Origin of the sequence: Paenibacillus sp. GD4, from assembly GCF_030846225.1 — a bacterium.
In the GTDB taxonomy this organism is placed as follows: Bacteria; Bacillota; Bacilli; order Paenibacillales; family NBRC-103111; genus Paenibacillus_G; species Paenibacillus_G silviterrae.
Genome location: NZ_JAVCYK010000001.1, coordinates 3492409 through 3511597 on the forward strand (window position 1 = coordinate 3492409; position 19189 = coordinate 3511597).

Annotated in this window: 19 protein-coding genes; 13 read left to right on the forward strand and 6 right to left on the reverse strand. The window is 53.6% G+C overall.

Annotated elements, in window-relative coordinates:
* Position 1: 1 nt before the first annotated feature.
* On the reverse strand, positions 2-907 hold the full coding sequence (urtB, locus tag RAC89_RS16920; RefSeq protein WP_284644621.1) for an urea ABC transporter permease subunit UrtB: 906 nt from the start codon (positions 905-907) through the stop codon (positions 2-4).
* A gap of 154 nt (positions 908-1061) precedes the next feature.
* Complete coding sequence (urtA, locus tag RAC89_RS16925) at positions 1062-2288, reverse strand: urea ABC transporter substrate-binding protein (RefSeq protein ID WP_372516731.1); 1227 nt, start codon at positions 2286-2288, stop codon at positions 1062-1064.
* Positions 2289-2620: 332 nt separating this feature from the next.
* Between urtA and RAC89_RS16930 the strand changes: the two genes are divergently transcribed.
* The 9 genes from RAC89_RS16930 to RAC89_RS16970 all read left to right on the forward strand — a co-directional run bounded on the left by RAC89_RS16930 (position 2621) and on the right by RAC89_RS16970 (position 10345).
* On the forward strand, positions 2621-2926 hold the full coding sequence (locus RAC89_RS16930) for an urease subunit gamma (protein ID WP_306614881.1): 306 nt from the start codon (positions 2621-2623) through the stop codon (positions 2924-2926).
* Positions 2927-2939: 13 nt separating this feature from the next.
* Positions 2940-3305: an urease subunit beta gene (locus RAC89_RS16935; protein WP_306614882.1), complete on the forward strand. Its 366-nt coding sequence runs from the start codon at positions 2940-2942 to the stop codon at positions 3303-3305.
* Positions 3287-5047: an urease subunit alpha gene (gene ureC, locus RAC89_RS16940; RefSeq protein ID WP_373429952.1), complete on the forward strand. Its 1761-nt coding sequence runs from the start codon at positions 3287-3289 to the stop codon at positions 5045-5047. The genes RAC89_RS16935 and ureC overlap by 19 nt, the downstream gene beginning before the upstream one ends.
* Positions 5048-5111: 64 nt before the next feature.
* Positions 5112-5810, forward strand: a complete 699-nt coding sequence (locus RAC89_RS16945) for an urease accessory protein UreF (protein ID WP_306614883.1) — start codon at positions 5112-5114, stop codon at positions 5808-5810.
* 35 nt (positions 5811-5845) lie between these two features.
* Positions 5846-6508, forward strand: coding sequence for an urease accessory protein UreG (ureG, locus tag RAC89_RS16950; RefSeq protein ID WP_284644627.1), 663 nt, complete (start codon positions 5846-5848; stop codon positions 6506-6508).
* Positions 6501-7346, forward strand: a complete 846-nt coding sequence (locus tag RAC89_RS16955; protein ID WP_306614885.1) for an urease accessory protein UreD — start codon at positions 6501-6503, stop codon at positions 7344-7346. The genes ureG and RAC89_RS16955 overlap by 8 nt, the downstream gene beginning before the upstream one ends.
* Before the next feature lie 443 nt (positions 7347-7789).
* A complete protein-coding gene (gene cyoE, locus RAC89_RS16960) occupies positions 7790-8728 on the forward strand; it encodes a heme o synthase (protein WP_284644629.1) in 939 nt (312 codons plus the stop codon).
* Between the two features lie 71 nt (positions 8729-8799).
* The gene (locus RAC89_RS16965; RefSeq protein WP_284644630.1) at positions 8800-9408 is read left to right on the forward strand and encodes an SCO family protein; all 609 of its coding nucleotides are present in this window, start codon (positions 8800-8802) and stop codon (positions 9406-9408) included.
* A 10-nt stretch (positions 9409-9418) separates the two neighbouring features.
* Entirely contained in the window at positions 9419-10345 is a 927-nt protein-coding gene (locus RAC89_RS16970) for an AEC family transporter (protein WP_306614887.1), read from the forward strand.
* On the opposite strand, the gene RAC89_RS16975 is transcribed toward RAC89_RS16970, so the two are convergent.
* Positions 10335-10697 carry a ribonuclease M5 gene (locus tag RAC89_RS16975; protein WP_306614888.1) on the reverse strand — a complete coding sequence of 121 codons (363 nt, stop codon included), beginning with the start codon at positions 10695-10697 and terminating at the stop codon, positions 10335-10337. The two genes, RAC89_RS16970 and RAC89_RS16975, sit on opposite strands and share 11 nt — an antisense overlap.
* 253 nt (positions 10698-10950) lie before the next feature.
* On the opposite strand from RAC89_RS16975, the gene RAC89_RS16980 reads away from it, so the two are divergent.
* A complete protein-coding gene (locus tag RAC89_RS16980; RefSeq protein ID WP_306614889.1) occupies positions 10951-11946 on the forward strand; it encodes a Gfo/Idh/MocA family protein in 996 nt (331 codons plus the stop codon).
* Between the two features lie 47 nt (positions 11947-11993).
* Here RAC89_RS16980 and RAC89_RS16985 read toward each other — a convergent pair whose 3' ends face one another.
* Both RAC89_RS16985 and RAC89_RS16990 read right to left on the reverse strand, forming a co-directional pair.
* On the reverse strand, positions 11994-13634 hold the full coding sequence (locus tag RAC89_RS16985; RefSeq protein ID WP_306614891.1) for an S-layer homology domain-containing protein: 1641 nt from the start codon (positions 13632-13634) through the stop codon (positions 11994-11996).
* A gap of 203 nt (positions 13635-13837) precedes the next feature.
* Positions 13838-13945, reverse strand: a complete 108-nt coding sequence (locus RAC89_RS16990) for a YjcZ family sporulation protein (RefSeq protein WP_284644635.1) — start codon at positions 13943-13945, stop codon at positions 13838-13840.
* A 209-nt stretch (positions 13946-14154) separates the two neighbouring features.
* Here RAC89_RS16990 and RAC89_RS16995 point away from each other — a divergent pair, with 209 nt between their 5' ends.
* Positions 14155-15867 (forward strand): methyl-accepting chemotaxis protein, encoded by a 1713-nt coding sequence (locus RAC89_RS16995; RefSeq protein WP_306614893.1) that lies wholly within the window; start codon positions 14155-14157, stop codon positions 15865-15867.
* 180 nt (positions 15868-16047) lie between these two features.
* Here the strand turns inward: RAC89_RS16995 and RAC89_RS17000 are convergent, their stop codons facing one another.
* The gene (locus RAC89_RS17000) at positions 16048-17214 is read right to left on the reverse strand and encodes an MFS transporter (protein ID WP_306616117.1); all 1167 of its coding nucleotides are present in this window, start codon (positions 17212-17214) and stop codon (positions 16048-16050) included.
* 181 nt (positions 17215-17395) lie between these two features.
* Between RAC89_RS17000 and RAC89_RS17005 the strand changes: the two genes are divergently transcribed.
* A complete protein-coding gene (locus tag RAC89_RS17005) occupies positions 17396-17851 on the forward strand; it encodes a hypothetical protein (RefSeq protein WP_306614894.1) in 456 nt (151 codons plus the stop codon).
* 98 nt (positions 17852-17949) lie between these two features.
* Complete coding sequence (locus RAC89_RS17010; protein WP_306616118.1) at positions 17950-19059, forward strand: transglutaminase domain-containing protein; 1110 nt, start codon at positions 17950-17952, stop codon at positions 19057-19059.
* Positions 19060-19189: the final 130 nt, after the last annotated feature.

Here is a 19189-nt window from a genome sequence, read left to right on the forward strand (position 1 = left end):
GTTAGTCTAGAGCTCTGGATTTCATCGTGACGAGGCCGGCCGGCTTCCACTGCAGGAAGGCGATGATCAGCGTGAACACGATGACCTTGCCGAGCGTGGCGCTGGTAGTATATTCGAAGGCGGTGCCGAGGACGCCGATGCCGAGCGCACCGGCGGCCGTTCCGATCAGCTTGCCGATGCCGCCCAGTACGACGACCATGAAGGCGTCGACGATGTAGTAGGTGCCGATGGAAGGGCCGATCGGACCGAGCAGCGTCAGCGCGCAGCCGGCGATGCCCGCCATCCCGGAGCCGAAGGCGAAGCCGACGGCATCGACGCGGCGGGTGGAAATGCCGAGGCTGGAGGCCATCGAGCGGTTTTGCATGACCGCCCGCATGTTACGGCCGCCGCGCGTGTGATACAGGTAGAGGTAAATCACGGTGATACAGACCGCAACGAGAGCGATGATGAACAAGCGCTTATAAGGCAAGGTCAGATCCGCGGTGATCGCCAGTCCCCCTTCGAGCCAAGCCGGCGCCTTAACCGCTACATTCGGGGCTCCGAAGATGGTGCGCGCCAGCTGCTGCAACACAAGGCTAACCCCCCAGGTGGCGAGCAGGCTATCCATCGGACGGCCGTAAAGGTAGCGGATCAGCGATACCTCAAGCAGCCAGCCGACAAGGAAGGCTACGGCGAAGGCAACCCCCAGCGAGAGGACGAAATAGAGGCCGAAGACGCCGGAAGGCAGCAGCTTTTGGAAAAGCAGCTGGATGGTATAGGCCATATAGGCCCCGATCATAATGAATTCGCCGTGCGCCATGTTGATCACGTTCATCAGCCCGAAGGTGATGGCGAGTCCGAGCGCGATCAGCAGCAGGATGGAGCTGAGCGAGACGCCGTTGAACAGCTGCAGAATAAGCAAGCTCATAGCTGGTACCTCCGTTTCGTGTGATGTGCTTCGTTTGGGAAAATGCAAGAGGCTGTCCCGTAAGCCGGAAACGGCTTAGGGAACGAGCCTCTGGGGTGTGTGCTAGCGGATAAGGAATGCCGAAGGATTCATTGCTCAGGAGAGGCTAAGCCTATTACTTCTTCGTAACCTCAGCACCCCAAGGATAAGTCTTCAGGAACGGATCCGGCTTCACGGGCTGACCGGAGTTCCATACCTCCTTGAACTGGCCGTCGGCCATCACTTCCCCGATCCGAACGGTCTTATACACGTGCTGATTCTCGCCGTCGAACTTCACCTTGCCGCCCGGCGCATTGATCTCGATGCCCTTGGCAGCTTCCTTGACCTTCTCGACATCGAAGGAGCCTGCCTTCTTGACCGCTTCCGCCCATACGTAGACGCCAAAATATCCGGCTTCAATCGGGTCATCGGTTACGCGGTCTTTGCCGTATTTCGCTTTGTAGGCTTCAACGAACTTTTTGTTCTCCGGCGTATCGGTCGTTTGGAAATAGTTCCAAGCGGCATAGTGGCCTTCGAGAACACCGGCGCCGATTCCGCGGATTTCTTCCTCCGCGACACTAACCGATAGAGTGGTAAGATCTTTCGCGGTAATTCCGGCATCCTTCAGCTGCTTGAAGAAGGCCACGTTGCTGTCGCCGTTCAGTGTATTGAACACGACATCCGGCTTCTGAGCCTTGATTTTACTGATGATAGTATTGTAGTCGGTATGTCCAAGAGGGGTATATTCTTCTGCGATAAGCGTGCCGCCTTCGGCTTTCAGCTGCTCCTTGATGATTTTGTTGGCGGTTCTTGGGAAGACATAGTCGGAGCCCAGGAGGAAAAACTTCTTGCCTTTATTCTGGAGCAGCCAGGATACGGCCGGTACGATCTGCTGGTTGGTGGTGGCGCCGGTGTAAAAAATGTTCGGAGACGCCTCGAGGCCTTCATATTGGACAGGATAAACGAAAAGTCCTTTGTTTTGCTCGACGACCGGAAGTACGGCCTTGCGGCTGGCGGAGGTCCATCCGCCGAAGATGACTACGGCTTTATCCTTCTGCAGCAGCTTCTTCGTTTTTTCGGCGAAGGTCGGCCAGTCGGAAGCACCGTCTTCTACGATAGGCTTCAGCTGCTTGCCGAGCAGCCCGCCGGCCTTGTTGATCTCTTCGATCGCCATCAGGGAAGCGTCCCGTACGGATACCTCGCTGATTGACATCGTACCGGTCAACGAGTGAAGAATCCCCACCGGTACCGTATTGTCGCCGCTCGCTGCTTCTGTTTTTGTGTCGGCGGCGTTTGTCGCTGCAGGCTTCTCTCCTCCCGCACACCCTGCGAGCAAGGCGGATAATGTGAGGCATGCGGCCATTAGCGCGGTGAAGCCCTTTTTCTTTGTCGGTACCATCTCTCATCCACTCCCCAAATTTTGGTTTTCAGTATGGCTTACATGCCCTATCATATTCAAATGTTATTTACATGTCAATATATATAACATAAAATTTGTTTTGCTGGGAATGTTCGTGTTTTTGTGTGAGTTATAGAGAGATTTATGCAAATTTATCGTTGGTTATGAGTCGATTTCAGAAAAAAAACAATTGTTTCGTGTTATACAATATGACATAAACTATAGACAGGAGCTGTAACCGCGAATATAATAGACCTATCTTCAAAGAATCATTCGTGTTTTGTAGGAGGGGTATCATGCACTTGACGGAGAGAGAGAAGGAGAAGCTGCTGATTACGGTAGCTGCCGATCTGGCCCGGCGTCGCTTGCTCCGTGGAGTTAAGCTGAATTATCCGGAAAGCGTGGCGCTGATCACCTCGGAAATTTTGGAGGGTGCGCGTGACGGCAGGACGGTTGCGGAGCTGATGCACTTCGGGACGACGATCCTGAGGGCGGAACAGGTCATGGAAGGCGTGCCTGAAATGCTTCACGAGGTGCAGGTCGAAGCGACGTTCCCGGATGGAACGAAGCTGGTTACCGTGCATCAGCCGATTCGAAGGTAGAGGAGGTTGCGGCATGATCCCGGGTGAAATTCGTACTTCCGCAGGATCTATTGAACTCAACGCGGGCAAAGAGAAGCTTGAGGTCATAGTTGTTAATATGGGAGATCGTCCGATCCAGGTCGGGTCTCATTTTCATTTTTTTGAGGTCAACCGGCAGCTGCGCTTTGACAGGTCACAGGCTTACGGGATGCGGCTCGATATCCCGGCCGGGACCGCTGTAAGGTTCGAGCCCGGTGAGGAGAAGCCGATCCGGCTTGTGGAGCTGGGCGGTGAGAAGCTGTCGTTTGGCCTGAACGGGCTGTCCCGCGGCAAGGTGCAGCGGGGGCAGCTGCAGGAGCCGATTCGGATTCGGCTTACGGAATGGGAAGAGGGGATGTAGCTGTGGCCGATATGGAGCGAAAGGCTTACGCCCAGATGTTCGGTCCCACGGTCGGAGACGCCGTCAGACTAGCCGATACGAATCTGTGGGCCGAGGTGGAGCGGGATTATACAGTTTATGGAGAAGAATGCAAGTTCGGCGGCGGTAAGGTCATCCGTGACGGGATGGGGCAGTCGAGCCGGCATACCCGGGACCAAGGGGTGCTGGATACCGTCATTACGAATGCCTTGATCATCGATCATTGGGGGATCGTGAAGGCGGACATTGGACTGAAGGACGGCTTGATCGTCGGGATCGGCAAGGCCGGCAATCCCGATCTGATGGATGGCGTCACCGAGGGAATGATCGTCGGCGCTTCGACGGAGGTCATCGCGGGCGAAGGCAAGATCATCACGGCCGGCGGCATCGACACGCACATTCATTATATATGTCCGCAGCAGATCGAAACGGCGCTGTCCTCCGGTGTGACTACAATGATCGGAGGAGGCACAGGGCCGGCTGCGGGAACGAGCGCCACCACCTGCACCCCGGGAGCATGGCACATGTACCGGATGCTGGAGGCGGCGGAAGCCTTCCCCATGAATCTTGGATTCACAGGGAAAGGCAATGCGTCGTTTCCCGAGCCGCTTGCCGAGCAGGTGGAGGCCGGTGCGATCGGCCTGAAGCTGCACGAGGACTGGGGGACGACGCCGGCGGCGATCGATGCCTGTCTGAGTGTGGCGGACCGTTATGACGTGCAGGTGGCGATTCATACGGATACGCTCAACGAGGCCGGCTTCGTAGAGGATACGATCCGCGCCATCGGCGGGCGGACGATCCATACGTATCATACGGAAGGGGCAGGAGGGGGGCATGCTCCGGATATTATCCGGATTGCCGCGGAGCTTAATGTGCTTCCGTCCTCCACGAATCCGACGCGCCCTTATACGATCAATACCGTAGAAGAGCATCTTGACATGCTGATGGTATGTCATCATCTCGACAGCCGGATCCCGGAGGACGTAGCGTTCGCCGATTCCCGGATTCGGCCCGAAACGATAGCGGCGGAGGACATTCTTCATGACCTAGGCGTGTTCAGTATGCTGAGCTCCGATTCCCAGGCGATGGGGCGGGTAGGCGAGGTCATTCTGCGCACCTGGCAAACCGCGGATAAAATGAAGCAGCAGCGTGGCTATCTGCCGGCTCCGGGAGAGAGCTTATCTGACGGCGCAACGCCGCAGCAGGATAACTTCCGCATTATGCGATACATCGCGAAGTATACGATCAATCCGGCCATTACCCACGGGATCTCGCATCTGGTAGGCTCTGTGGAGGTGGGGAAGCTGGCGGACCTCGTCGTCTGGACGCCGGCGTTCTTCGGGGTAAAGCCTGACCTGGTGCTGAAAAGCGGAATGATCGCCTTCGCTCAGATGGGCGACCCCAATGCCTCGATTCCGACGCCTCAGCCGGTATTCGGCCGACTGATGTTCGGCGCTTACGGCCGTGCGGTGAGCACCACGAGCATAACGTTCCTCTCCCGGGCAGCGTATGATCTGGGCGTTCATAAGAAGCTTGGCTTGCAGAAGCGCATCGAGCCGATTCGCGGCTGCCGCCAAGTGACCAAGAAGGATATGATCCATAACGGAGAAACCCCTAAGCTTGAGGTGAACCCGGAAACGTACGAAGTGAAGGTGGACGGCGAAGCCATCACTTGCGAACCGGCCGAGGTGCTGCCGATGGCGCAGCGGTATTTCCTATTTTAAATCATAGTAATCATTCGCCTGGTTGATGTTCAATCAGGTTAAGGAAGGGAGAGGATCCCGGAACATGAGCGTTCCCGCATTTTCCTGGCTCGCTTATGTGCAATTCCTCGATTCGGCCTTGCCGATCGGCGGCTTCTCCCATTCGTTCGGTCTCGAAACGCTGGTGCAGCAGGAACGAATCACGACGGCTGCGGATCTGCAGGCGTATGTGCTGGCGATGCTGGCGGGAAGCTGGGCGACTATCGATGCTTTAGCGGTTAAGGCGGTGTACGAGTATTGCCCGGAGGAGCGTTATGAGGATCTTTGGCTGGTGGATCGTCAGCAGCATGTGCAGCGAGCCGCCGCAGAGACGAGGGACGGTGTCGCCAAAATGGGCCGCCGCCTGTACCAGCTTGCCCGCGCAACGTATCCGGGCCTGGAGTGGGAGCCTCTGGCCGGAGCACTCCAAGCAGGCCGCTGCATCGGCACCCACCCGTTGATTCACGGTTGGGTCAGCCGCGAGCTGCAGGTGCCGCTGGATAGGGCCGCCGAAGGATACTTGTATGCTTGTACCGTTACCTGCATCAACAGCGGACTTCGTCTGATGTCCCTGGGCCAAACGGACGGACAGCGGCTCATTGCGGCACTGCTGCCGGCGATCAGTGAGGCATGGAGCCGTACTGCGGAGCAGGATCCGCTAAGGGACGGCTATGGCAATTCACCTGCCGCAGATATCGCCATGATGCAGCATGCCGGCTTATATTCCCGGTTATTTATGTCTTAAAACATTACTTTTAGATGGAGAAGGAGGACACCGCCATGTGTCAAGGAGGAGCGCATCATCATCATGTTTGGGAAACACCCGCATCAGCCTCTCTGCAGCGTCCCATGAGAATCGGCATCGGAGGTCCGGTAGGCTCCGGCAAGACGGCGCTCGTCGAGCGTCTCGCCCGGAAGCTGAATGGCCAATACAGCATTGCTGTTATCACGAATGACATCTATACGAAGGAAGACGCCAATATCCTGATTCGCTCCGAGGCGCTTCCCGCCGAGAGAATTATCGGGGTGGAAACCGGGGGCTGTCCTCATACCGCCATTCGGGAAGACGCCTCCATGAATTTTGAAGCTATCGAAGAGCTGGAGCAGCGCTTCGAGGGGCTCGATATGATCTTCATCGAGAGCGGCGGAGATAATTTGGCCGCTGCCTTCAGCCCCGAGCTGGTGGATCGCTTCATCTATATTATTGATGTAGCACAGGGGGAGAAAATCCCTCGCAAGGGGGGACCTGGCATTATGCGCTCCGATCTGCTCATTATTAATAAGATCGATCTGGCCCCCCACGTAGGCGCCAGTCTTCAGGTCATGGAGGAGGATACCAAGCGCATGCGCGGTGATAAGCCATTCGTCTTCTCAAACCTGTTCGACGGCCAGGGGCTCGACAGCATTATCGAATGGGTGCAGCACGAATACAAGCATGTCTAGGGTGACCGGCTCGATAGCCGCTTCGTTCGTCAGCACGGGAGGCGCGACGCAGCTGGATCGGCACAAGCAGTCGTATCCGCTTAAGCTGGCGAAGACCTTTGCCTTCGGGCGCCAGCTAGGCGTATACCTGATGGATGCCTCTCCGGGTATCCTGGCAGGGGACCGTTATGAGCTCAAGTGGGAGTTCGGAGAGAACAGTCAGGTGCTGCTGACCAACCAATCCTACACCAAGGTTCATCCTGCCAGGATTTCTCCCGGGGCGGAGGCAAGGCCCAGCGAGCAGCACCAGAAGTTCGTTTTGAGGGCGGGAGCTTATGTCGAGCACATGCCGGAGCCGGTGATGCTGTATAAGGACGCGGTGTTCGACAGCGAAACGGTCATTGAGCTGGAGCAGGGCTCCCACTTGCTGTGGAGCGAGGTGCTGTGTCCCGGGCGTACCCACCGCGGAGAGCAATTCGATTATGAGCTGTATCAATCCAGGTTATCCGTCTTCTTCCAAGAGGAGTTAATTTATAGCGCCAGACAGAGAATCGCCCCTGCATTACACTCTCCTCGTCAGGTGGGAAGCTGGGACCGCCATACGCATTTGGGCACCTTCCTCTTCTTCTCAGAGAAGGCGGACCAGGAGCTCGCAGACCGCTTCAGGGAGTGGCTGAACCCCATAGATCAGCCGGCTTCTCCCTCATTATCCTGCGGCGTCAGCCATACGTATAAGCATGGAATGGCCATCTCAATCTTGGGACAACGGGTGTATGAGATTCAAGCCTTGCTGGAATCGATCCGAACCCGTATCCGCTCCGAGGTGTTCGGCCTCGAGCCTCTCCCACTCCGCAAGTAATTCCCCGCAAAGTCAGTAACCGCTCGTAGCCATTTATGGCGCAGTGAGCGGTTTTCTTTTTTACTTCCCTCCGAGGGGGTTGTCCGATGGAGGGTCTCCAAGCTCATGATTCACGGGAGTGAATAGAGGGGGAGGGAAGGGTACGCAAAGTGGTAACGGCCGCCTTTGAAATCAAGTTGTTACCGATACATACTTTCAATAGAACAACTTGATTTCAAGGAGCGGTGGAGTACCCTCCCTTCCCCGCAATGAACTCTCCCCAGAATCCTCTACGCTTTCCCCACCATCGAAATCGGACAACCCCCTCCCACATATCGACAATATTTTGAACACTTTCCCGCTTTGTTGTCAAACGTCCTGCAGGTTGATATTATTAAGAGGATGTGGATCCATGAGCCGGATTCGAATGGGCTACAAGGGTTGACACAAGGGGGTATTTGGCATTGAGAGAACAAGCTAGTCTGGAGCTAGGCGCGGAGGATACCGTGGCTGCTGCGTCGGAAGCCGTGCAGCAGAAAGCTTCTATTAAGGATTTTATTCAGCTGGCCAAGCCGGGCATTCTATTCTCTAACTCGATCACAGCCTTCGGGGGCTTCTGGGTAGCATCCCAGTGGAATGTGGATTGGCTTCTGTTAGTATACACTCTGATCGGAACTGCGCTGGTCATGGCCTCCGGCTGCGTGCTGAACAATTATTTGGACCGGGATATGGACATCAAGATGGCGCGTACGCAGGGCAGAGCGCTCGCTACCGGCCGAATCTCGCCTCAGACCGTTTTGGCGTACGGCATTATTCTGGGTATTCTGGGGCTTTCGACGCTCTGGTTTCTCGCGAACCCGATTGCCGCGCTGCTCGGTTTGATCGGACTTTTCGTGTATGTATGGATCTACACCGCCTGGTTTAAACGCACCTCCGTTTGGAGCACGTTCGTCGGCAGCTTCTCCGGGGCCGTGCCTCCGGTGATCGGGTACTGTGCCGTTCAGCCGGAGCTGGACGCAGGGGCATGGATTTTGTTCGGCATCCTGTTTCTGTGGCAGCCGCCGCATTTTTGGGCACTGGGCATTCGCAGAATGGAGGAATACCGTGCGGCAGGCTTCCCGTTGCTTCCCGTCGTAAAAGGCACCTTCGTGACCAAGATCAGCATGATCCGATATGTGGTTCTGCTCGTTCCGGTATCGCTGCTGCTGTACGTTTACGGCTATGTCGGCAACATTTATTTTTATGCCGCTGTCGTTATGGGGCTATACTGGACGTATTTGACGGTTAAGGGCTTCAAGGCGGAGGATGAAGTGGCGTGGGCTAAGAAAAACTTTATTTACTCCATTAACTATTTGACCCTGCTGTTTATCATTATGGTAATCAATACGACGCCGCAGGGGTAAGCTGAATGATCTTCCCATGACCCTTTTCAGGCGCATGGGATTATTTTTTTAGGAGAGGAACAGGAGAAAACATGAAAAACAAAGGCTTCCAAGCAATAGTCATTATACTTTTATTAGGTCTGATCGGTTCCCTGGGATACATGCTGATCAAAGGACCGGAGGAGAAAATCGGGGTCATCAAGAAAGCGCCGGATTTCGAACTCACGAACGTGGATGGGAAAAAGATGAGCCTCGCGGATACGGCAGGCAAAGCACGATTGGTGTACTTCTACTTCTCGACCTGCCCTGACGTGTGCTCGCCGACGACGTATACGATTTCCAAGATTCAAGATAAGCTGGTGGAGAAAGGGGTCTTCGGCACCAAAACGGCTTTCCTCTCTATCAGCTTCGACCCGAAGAAGGATACGCAGGCTCAGCTGCAGCAGTTCGCAAACCGGTTTCATTATGATCCGAAGGGCTGGTTTTTCCTCCGCGGAGAAGATGAGACTGCTATGATGGAGCTTGCGCAGAAGTACGGGATTATGGTCGTGAAGGATGCAGGGGCGGATACGTTCAGCCATACGAACTATATTCTGCTTGTGGACGGCAAAGGGGATATCCGTACGTACTATAACGGAAGCGATGTAGACCTCGACCTGGATAAGGTAGTGAACGATCTGATCAAGATCAGCAAAGAGTAGGGCGGACAACATGAATTATTTCCTGCATATTTTACTCAACAATGTGATACCGCTAACCATAATGATTGCTGTAGGCGTGGTCTTGTACCGCGCCTTTCAATTGGACATCAAAACCCTTTCCAAGCTGAATTTTTACTTGTTTTCCCCGGCCATCGTATTCAAGATGCTGTACGAATCGGCGATCTCCCTCAATATTTTGATGCAGACGCTGCTTTTCTTTGTCGTTTATTTTGCAGCGATGTTCCTGCTGGTCGAGGCCGTAATCCGTCTCCGGGGCTATAAGGGCGGAATGGTTACCGCCATGAGGAACAGCGTTATTTTCTACAACAGCGCGAATTATGCAATCCCGCTCAACCAGCTTGTTTTCGTCGGGGATGCTTTTACGATGTCGATTCAGATTATCATTATGATGATGCAGAATCTGCTGCCCAACACCTACGGAATTTACAGCGTCAATGCGGCCAAGAAGAGCGACCTTAAGCAAACGATGAGGACGATTCTATCGCTGCCCGTGCTTTATGTCATTCCGATTGCTTTTGTGATGCGCGGGTTCCATATTCCGGTACCGGACCCGATCTATGCGCCTATCAATTATGTATCGAATGCGTTTATTGCTACGGCTCTACTGACGCTTGGCGTACAGCTGGGAAGCATGAAGTGGCAGTTTCGCTTCTCGGACGTTATGGTGTCCAACGTGCTTCGTTTGCTCATGGGGCCGGCGGTTGGCTTCGGGATTGTGCTGCTGCTGGGAATCGAGGGCATTATGGCTCAAGCGCTGGTGCTGTCCTGCTCGGTACCCACCTCGCTTAGCAGTGTGCTGATCGCTGTCGAATATGACAACGAGCCGGAGTTTGCCTCGCAGGTGGTGTTCTCGTCTACCATTTTCAGTATTTTTACCGTCACGCTTGTCATTTATTTAATGAAATTTATTTCATAGGCTGCAAGGCCGGGTCTACGGGGGGATAAATGATAAATTCCTCGAGCCCGGCTTTTTCTAATTGCTGTATGAGATACTCGTCAGGCGTACCTTCAACCCCAGCATACCCCCGCCGCGTGTAGATTTGTTCGGCATCGGGGAACAGGTCGCGCAGAATGCCGCGAATTTTTTTCCCCGAGGAATCATTATCGGTAAAAAGAAACACCTCGCTTGAGCCCGCCTTTTGCCTTAAATCCTCCAGCTTCAATGTATTTAAAGAGCCGAACGTGCAGAGAATGGTGATATCGTCCGTAAGCAGGCGGCGGAGCCGGGCTTTGTCGTTTTTTCCTTCCACAATGATGACGATGGACATAGAATCCCCCCGTATACTAGCGGATTAATAATCTTCCTTGTAGTATATCCACTTTTGCTGTCCCATCCAAGAGGTTTCTGTATGCATTTCCCGGGAAATGTCGAACAGGGAGCGATCCGCTGCCTTCCTCGACGTCTAATCGCAAGAATCGTTTATTTTCTCTAACAAAGGCATAGATGGTTTAGATTCGGCATGTCCGATGAATTACAATAAAGGAAGAGGCAGTGATTGTTGTAAAAAAGGAGCGGCATCTATGAAGCAGCATCGATTTGTTTTGATTGGACACGGCAATATTAGCACGAAATATATATCGGCCATTCGTTCCAAGCTTCCCTTTGCCGAAATAGTCGGAGTGATCGGACGGTCTTCCATAAAGGTCGAAGCATTCGCAGAAGAACATGGCATTCCCTATTACGGAACTGATCTGAGGGAAGTAGCTGAGAATGCTGAAGCGACAGCAGCTATCATCTGCACGCCGAATGCCCTGCATCATGAGGGGGTTCTGCAGGCTTCCCGCTTGGGTTTGCATTGCTTGTGCGAGAAGCCGCTTCATATCTCGGCGGAAAAGCAAGCGGATATGATCCGAAGCTGCAGGGAGAACGGGGTAAAGCTTGGAGTATCCTACATGCGCAGGCTCATCAGGCATATGCAGGATATTAAGCAGCTGATGGATGCAGGGCAGCTCGGCAGGATCATGGTTGTGGACGTGGTTATGAAGCATTTCCGGCCGCACGACTATTACGATTCCTGGCACGGTACAATGGAGCTGGACGGGGGAGGACCGTTCCTGCAGCAGGGAAGCCACATCGTTGACATTGCACAATGGCTCTGCGGAGGCTATCACGAGGTGCTGGACGCTAGGAGGTTCCAGGTTTACCACGATATAGAGACAGAGGACCACGGCTATGCGATCGTCCGGTATGAGAATGGCGCGGTAGGCATGATCGAAGCTTCAACGGCCAGCACCGGTATGAAGACGGAATACATTGAAATCTCCGGTACGAAGGGTTCGATTAAGGCGGACTATGAAGGCATCATCAGCTTCCAAGTGCCGGGCGTGGAACCGCCCGAGCCGTCGCACGACGAGAGTAATGCGCGATTATTCGAGCGATTGGTCGTAGACTTCGCGGAGGCGATCGAGCAGGAGCGGGAGCCGTTCATAACCGGCGAGTCCGCCAGAAAGGCTACGGAGCTCATCTTGGATATCTATATGAAGTCGGGGCAGCCGATCCGGCTGCTCCGTGAATAGGGAAAGGCGGCCGTCCTCTTAAGAAGGGGACAGCCGCCTTTTACTTATTAGTTATTGATGAAATCGGCGCCGGATAACAAGCGCTTCAGCATCGTTGCCGATTGCGCGCGAGTCGCCAGCTCCCGCGGAGCGATCGTCGTATCGGTCATTCCGTCGACAATGCCCGCTTCAATAGCCGCGGCGAGCTCGGCTTGCGCCCAGACGATTTGCTTCGCATCGGCGAACTTCGCAAGAAGCTCGGCTTGCCTTGAGCTGTTTATTTCCGGCTTCGCACCTGCATAATCCAAGGCTCGAACGACCATGGCAGCAAGCTCTTCGCGATTAATCGGCGCGTTCGGCTTGAAGGTCTGGTCCTCATAGCCTTCAACCAGCTTGGCTTGTGCGGCCGCCGCTACGACGCCTGCATACCAGTCGGATGCGGAGACGTCCTTGAAGCTGCTGCTTCCGCCCGGCTGAAGTCCCAGAGCGCGAAAAACCAGTGCGGCGAATTCGGCCCGGGTTATTTGACGTTCCGGCTCGAAGGTCGAATCCGTGACACCGTCTACGACCAGCTTGCTTGCCAGAAGCTCGATGTTCCCTTGTGCCCAGTGACCGCTAATATCATCAAAGCTCTTATTCAGCTCGATCACGGCATAAATGCTGTTCCCGCTGCGTTTCAGCAGGGCTTCGTGTTTTCCATCCTTCGAGGTGAAGAGGGTCGGAACGAAGCTGAGCTTTTGGGTATCCGGGTTGTACAGAACACCTGTGGTCCTATCGGCATCCACCGCTTTATCCAAAGGAAGAATGCGGCTGATGTAGGTATTGCCCAAATCTACCGTAATTGTGGAGGTTCCCACTGCTTGAAGATTGAAGTCGACCACACCGGACAGCTTGGCTCCGCCTAACGACTTAGCCGCGGCAGTCACAGCATCCGCAGTGGCTTGTGTTGCTTTCGCAACGGTCACCTTAATCAGCAGGCTGTCCAGCTCACTGCCGGTTGCCTTAGCCAGCTCCTCCAGCTTCAGTACATGAACCGGAAGAAGATACGTTCCATATTCATTCGTAATGCGCAGCACCTTGTCTTTGTTCCCGACAAATCCTTTCAGTGCCTTCGCCGGCAGCAGGGCGGTTTCGCCATACAGCTTCAGAATGACTTCGTTGGCGTCAGTCAGGGCTTTCTCCAGTTCGGTCGCGCTTACGCTGCCGTCCATCGGTACGATGACCGTACCGGCTGGAGTACTGGTGCCTCCACCGCCGCCACCGCCTCCCCAGCCATAACCGGGATCATTCAGGTTGCTGCGGTATACCGTTTCGTACACGCTGTCGGATACATTATGAAGACGAAGGTAGGAATAATTGCCAAGACCGCTTACATTCAAATTATATTGATATACGCCCTCAGTCACGTTGTATGTAGCGTACGTAGCAGTTGTCACTTGAAGCTGGGTGCCGTTAGGATCGTAAAGATACACGTCCCGGCTGACGCTGTACACGTCGGAGTAGACCGTTCCGGTAACCGTGCCGTTACGATAGCTCAGGTCCTTGAACCCTGAAGCGGCATAAGCCAGAACCGGCATCATGACCGACAACAGCAGCATAAGCACTGTCACTTGAGCCGTTTTTTGCTTAAGTAAGGGCTTCACGAACATTTCACTCCCATCTTTTTTGTCGCTTGCTTGAGATTGTGATTGCAGGGTTCGTTGATTCATGCCATCTCACCTCCTTTTCCTACAATCCATCACAACAATATTCGATGGGTGCCCATAAAAATATGACCGTACTTCCATAATTTGATAATAAAGTTAAAATATAAGACATCATTTGGACACATCTTGTCCGTTTGGCAGGACTGGCCCGGACAAAAGAAAAAGCCGCCCGATGACGGACGGCCTCCCAGCGCCAATTCAAAACATTACACATAGAAAGTGCGAGTGACAATGACCAGCAGGATGAAGAGAACCAATACGACGCCAGTTGAAGTCCAGAGGCCGCCTACGCCTACGTTACCGCATGCTCCCATAGTATGTGCCTCCTTTCGGAAGAGGAATCTTTGTCGGAAGACACTATATCCTATGTAAGATGTCTCGATTCGTTATGTGCGGTCACCTAGATAAGAAATGAATATGGCAGCAGAAAAATGTCGAAAAAAGAGGAGACTTGACCGATAAAGTTGTATATATACTATGTAAGGGTTGTCCAACCCAAATGAAACGATCAGGGGGAAGTCATTTGAAATTTTGGGTAAGCTTCAAATTCCGGTTATTTGCTCTTTTAGTGGTTCCGATTATTTGCATCATTGCCATCTCGATGATGTTGATTCAGGACAAGTCCTCCGATGTAAACCGGATCACGCGGTTATTGCAGGAGACAACGAACCGTCCGACGTCCTTAGTGCTTAATGCGGACCGCGATCTGTATCAAATGCTGACGGCCTATCTAAGCTATGCCAATGCTAAGGATAAGCCGGCTGCCAAAGCGAGCTTCGAAGAGAACGCCAAGCAGGCGACGGATCGAATCGAGCAGGCATATCAGATGCTGAAGGAAGATCAGTTAACCCATCTGAAGCATCCGGAAACGGGACATTCGATTCAAGAAATTATCGATAACTTTAGAACAAGCTTTCAACCCTTAACAGAAGCGGCCAGAGCCCAGATGAACGGGCAAAGAATTGAAAGCGCTTTTGTAGAGCCGCTATTCGAAAAAACTCGCGGGGGTCTTAATGAATTTGGTGAAATACTCGATGCGTATGCTTCGTCCCAAGTAGAGGAGCTTGTCCGAGAGAATAAGCGAGATGAGAAATGGATGTACGCCCTGATCCTAGTGATCGCAGCGGTCCTTGCTTTTGCCGGATATGTTCTGATCCGAAGAATGATGCGGACGATGAAGGAATTGCTGGATCGAATGGGCAAGGTGGCCCGTGGCGATTTGAGCGTATCGGCACCGGTGAAGCGAAATAAAGATGAGATGGGGCTGTTGTCCGAATCCCTAGATGCCATGACCGCCAATGTAAAAGCCCTGATTGAGAACATCATGTCGGGCTCCAAGCAAGTGGCGGATTCCGCCTTTCAGCTGGCGTCCAGTGCCCAGGAATCGGCGAGGGCGTCAGAGCATGTAGCGGAGAACATTCAGGAGGTCACCCTCGGCGTAGAGGGCCTGGCGGCGATTGCCGAAGAAACCAATAAGGCGGTCAGGGAGGTGGCGGCCGGCGTCAATCGCATTGCCGCAGGTACGGGAGATATTTCCGAGCACTTTGTCAGCACGACGCAGGAAACGGAAGACGGCCGAATGATCATGGTGACGCTGAAGAACCAAATTCAATCGTTGATCGGTACATCAGCCACGCTATCTAATGTTATTGATGCGTTGAACCGCAAATCGGAGGAGATCGGAGTTGTCGCTGAGGAAATTACTCAATTTGCTGCGCAAACCAATCTTTTATCCCTGAACGCTTCCATTGAATCCGCACGTGCGGGTGAGCACGGCAGAGGGTTTGCGGTGGTGGCGAGTGAAATCCGCAAGCTGGCCGCACAATCGATGCAATCAGCAGAAGGTATCACCGGAATGATAGAGAGCACGCAGCAGGAAATTTCCACAGCCTCCCGGCTGATGAAAGATACGATTGAGGAAGCGGGCAAAAGCACGAAGATTATGGATGAGGTTCAGCAAAGCTTCCTCCATATTTATGAGTCAGTCAAGGAAAGCAGCTCGGAAATTTTGGAGACTTCGGCCATTACGGAGGAGCTGGCGGCCTCTTCGCAGGAAATTTCCGCGGGAATGGAGCAATCATCGGCTAACGCCCGCGAGATATTCATTAAAACGCAGAATGTCGCTTCCGCCACAGAGGAACAGCTGGCCTTGATGCAATCCATTGCCAGCTCGTCGGAGCAATTGAAGGAAGTCGTTGTGAGGTTAAATCAATCGGTGGGGCATTTTAAATTGTAATCTGCTGCTGCATAAGGAGAGGGGTTGAGATGACATTAGCATCTCAACCCTTTAGTTTATAACATTAGAATTTATAAGTTTTGAGCGGAGCTCAAGGATTCTAATGTTTCAAGAAAAGCTACCTTTTAGACACGAATGCACTACTTTGAAAGGGCTTCGATAGAAGCTTTTCTTATGTGGTTAAGCTTCGACGGGCTTGTGAAACGCGCGAAACGGCAAAATGGAAAGAGCAAGCATGAGGCAAAGAAAGGCGATGAAGTACGGCGAGATATGCCCGCGGAAATGTCCGGCGAGAATAGGACCGAGAAACGCTCCTATCGAGAAAGCGATGGAGAGAATCGAGAATACCCGGCCATAACGGGTCGCGCTCGTCACGCTGGCCAAGAGCGAGGCAATCGCCGGAAAAATTACGCCTTTCGTCATGCCGATCAGGAATAACGAAGCATACATCGGAAGCGGCCAGTTGACGGACATGCCGAAGAAGATAAAGGCAAGAGCCAGCGCGCCCATCGTCGTGCGTAAAAAAGGTGACACTCGGCTGAGGAACAGCATGCTTAGTGTGACCAGCGCTCCTAAGCTGACCAGGGAGAAGAAAACGCCTGAAGTCAGGATGGAGCCGTGAGTTTCCTTCATTAGAGGAAGCTCGAAGAACAGGATGCCCTGTGAGCAGGAAATGGCCAGCGGCACCCCATAGAACAGCCAAGGGATGGAGCCTGCCGCCCCGTCCGCCTTGGATGAATCGCCATCGGGGAGCACAGCTCCATGGGAATCGACGAACAATTCCGAGGCCGACTGCTGATACTGCTTCTCCTTTACCCCGAACCAGGCGAGCACGCCCGTTACGATTAGGATCCACCCGAGGATGACGAACGACTGGGCAAAGCCGAAGGTAGCAACCAAATAAGCGCCCGCTGCCGGGCTGAGCACGGAGGCGATCGTATGCACCATGCCGTTTCCGGCCATCAGCTTGCCTTGCTGGACTCGATCCTTGGCAATTTTGGCGAGCAAGGACAAGCAAGCCGGGGAGAGGAAAGCGAGCACAAACCCGCTGATCGAGCGTATGATTAAAAGCTCCCAAGGATCGTCGACGCGGGATTGAAACAGGAGGACGATTCCTGCTACAATCAGGCTGAATACAATGAAGCCCTTGCTGCCGTAACGGTCAACCCCGAAGCCTGCGATCAAATTTCCTGGCAGGTGTGTGATCGAGTAGACTCCAAGAATCAGTCCGATAAAGGAAGGCGCCGCTCCCAGCGAAATAGCAAAGGGAGACAAAATCGGGTACTGGGCATGTAGATCAAAGAAGGCCACGAAAATAAATAAATACAGCCAAATGGCCGTTTTCACTGAAATCACCTCGCGCTTATAGTGGAGTGGTTGTCTCATAGCCTCCCCTACTACTTGTACGCCTTGGGACGACCCGTTAGTACACAATTTTTGACAAAGGCTACGGCTAAGGCGGTTTTCGAAAAAAAGGGATGAAGAAGAGCCGCTTCATAAGGTATGATGTATAAGCTGGTATGTGTTTGTGAACAGTGATAAAAAGGGAGAGATGGTCTTGGAATTTATCGGTTCTTTCTTGGCGGAGCGCTGGTATGTCATTGCTGCGGCGCTGATTGTACTGTTTTTGGTGATCAAGATTGTGAAAACCGTCATCAAATGGGTGATCGTGCTCGCTGTGCTTGCCGGATTGTTCTACTATGGCGCGAGCTATAAGGATCAGCTGCTGGAGCTCGGAAGCACGGTGGGGGCGAAGGTTGCGACGGAGGCGAAGACCCAGGCGATGAAAGCGATGACCGATGAGGTGAAGGACGCCAAGTATCAGCTGAATCCCGACGGAACCTTCACGATAGCGACCAAAAGTGTGAAGCTTGAGGGCAAGCCCGGCGCGAACGAGGTGAAAGTCACCTTTATGAATCAGACGTTCACGCTGCCGTTGGATGCGGCGTTGAACACGCTCATTGAGCAGGCGAAGAAAAACTAGAACCGGACGCAAGCAGCCGGGGGAGGAGGAATGAGGAAACGTTGAATGAGGTGTGGAATCTTATCAAGGAATGGAATGCCGTTACGGTTCTGCTGTTCATGATCTTCGTGCTGTCCGTGCTTCAAGGGATGTACCGGGGCGCCTCATCGTCCGCCAGACGCCTGCTGCTGCTTGCGCTTGAAAGCGCGGCGACGGTCGTCAGTCTTTTTATCGGCTGGCAGCTGACTTCATGGCTCTCTCCCAAGGTTCAGCTCTGGCTTGCGGAACTGGGGATTACCATTCCGGCGGAGGAGCTGGGCTTTTGGCAGCAGCTTTATTATACGGCAATGACAGGCATGAGAGATTTCTCGCTGCTTCGCTTTAGCGTGCTGTTCGTGTTATCCTTCGGCATCATTAAACAGCTGGTGTACAGGGTCATGGATCCGCTGATCGGAGAGTCGATCGTGGAGCGAACGGAGCATGCCTCCGCTCAGGCGAAGGCCAAGGGAGAGACGCCTACGATCTTGAGCAGCCTTGCCGGAGGGGCTATCGGTGTCGTTACCGGTGCAGCAAGATCGCTCATATTTATCGCGATATTGTTTGTGGTGACGACCTTGTTCCCGTATACGCAGGCTACCGGGTATATTCAGGCCTCGTCCCTCTACCAGAAAGGCGCCAAGGAGATCATTGAGCCGGTAACCGGGGATTTCCTGACGAGCCAGCTGCCGGTGTTTACCCGCGCGGTGGAAGAGGAATTCGCTAATATTCTTCAGCGTAAGTACGAAGTGGTGGATGCCAGGATCCCGGCGGATATCAAGGCAGCGGCGGAGCAGATTACGGCTAAGGGCTCGACCGACGAGGAGAAAGCGAAGCTGCTCTACCGTTACGTCGGCACCCGGGTCAAGTATGACTGGAACAAGGTGAAGCTGTATGAGGAGAAGCGGATCTGGAAGGAGCAGACGCCGGAGGAAACCTTCCTTACGAAGCAAGGCGTGTGCATCGATTTCTCCCGTCTTTATGCGGTAATGGCCCGTTCGATCGGACTTGAGGTCAAAGTGGTTACTGGGCTCGGTTACGACGGCCGGGGCAGCTACGGGCCGCATGCCTGGAACGAAGTGTATTTGTCAGAGAAGAAGGCATGGGTGCCTCTGGATTCCACCTGGGTGGCCAGCGGAGGCAACTGGTTTAACCCGCCGAATTTTCACGAAACGCATATCAAGGAAGTGTAGCAGGTTCAAGCCGGTGCGCTGCTTATGTAAGCAGACGTACCGGCTTTTTCCTTTTTCTACATGCCGTTTCTCATCCGGAAAACTTGTGGTACACTTAAGGTTGAGACTTTCATGGAGAGATAAAGCTACA

What these genes read in the sequence shown, in the direction of transcription:
- urtB (WP_284644621.1), bottom strand. Translation starts at nt 907, where the DNA reads ATGAGCTTGCTTATTCTGCAGCTGTTCAACGGCGTCTCGCTCAGCTCC.
- urtA (WP_372516731.1), bottom strand. Translation starts at nt 2,288, where the DNA reads ATGGCCGCATGCCTCACATTATCCGCCTTGCTCGCAGGGTGTGCGGGA.
- RAC89_RS16930 (WP_306614881.1), top strand. Translation starts at nt 2,621, where the DNA reads ATGCACTTGACGGAGAGAGAGAAGGAGAAGCTGCTGATTACGGTAGCT.
- RAC89_RS16935 (WP_306614882.1), top strand. Translation starts at nt 2,940, where the DNA reads ATGATCCCGGGTGAAATTCGTACTTCCGCAGGATCTATTGAACTCAAC.
- ureC (WP_373429952.1), top strand. Translation starts at nt 3,287, where the DNA reads ATGGGAAGAGGGGATGTAGCTGTGGCCGATATGGAGCGAAAGGCTTAC.
- RAC89_RS16945 (WP_306614883.1), top strand. Translation starts at nt 5,112, where the DNA reads ATGAGCGTTCCCGCATTTTCCTGGCTCGCTTATGTGCAATTCCTCGAT.
- ureG (WP_284644627.1), top strand. Translation starts at nt 5,846, where the DNA reads ATGTGTCAAGGAGGAGCGCATCATCATCATGTTTGGGAAACACCCGCA.
- RAC89_RS16955 (WP_306614885.1), top strand. Translation starts at nt 6,501, where the DNA reads ATGTCTAGGGTGACCGGCTCGATAGCCGCTTCGTTCGTCAGCACGGGA.
- RAC89_RS16965 (WP_284644630.1), top strand. Translation starts at nt 8,800, where the DNA reads ATGAAAAACAAAGGCTTCCAAGCAATAGTCATTATACTTTTATTAGGT.
- RAC89_RS16970 (WP_306614887.1), top strand. Translation starts at nt 9,419, where the DNA reads ATGAATTATTTCCTGCATATTTTACTCAACAATGTGATACCGCTAACC.
- RAC89_RS16975 (WP_306614888.1), bottom strand. Translation starts at nt 10,697, where the DNA reads ATGTCCATCGTCATCATTGTGGAAGGAAAAAACGACAAAGCCCGGCTC.
- RAC89_RS16980 (WP_306614889.1), top strand. Translation starts at nt 10,951, where the DNA reads ATGAAGCAGCATCGATTTGTTTTGATTGGACACGGCAATATTAGCACG.
- RAC89_RS16985 (WP_306614891.1), bottom strand. Translation starts at nt 13,634, where the DNA reads ATGAATCAACGAACCCTGCAATCACAATCTCAAGCAAGCGACAAAAAA.
- RAC89_RS16990 (WP_284644635.1), bottom strand. Translation starts at nt 13,945, where the DNA reads ATGGGAGCATGCGGTAACGTAGGCGTAGGCGGCCTCTGGACTTCAACT.
- RAC89_RS17010 (WP_306616118.1), top strand. Translation starts at nt 17,950, where the DNA reads ATGATCTTCGTGCTGTCCGTGCTTCAAGGGATGTACCGGGGCGCCTCA.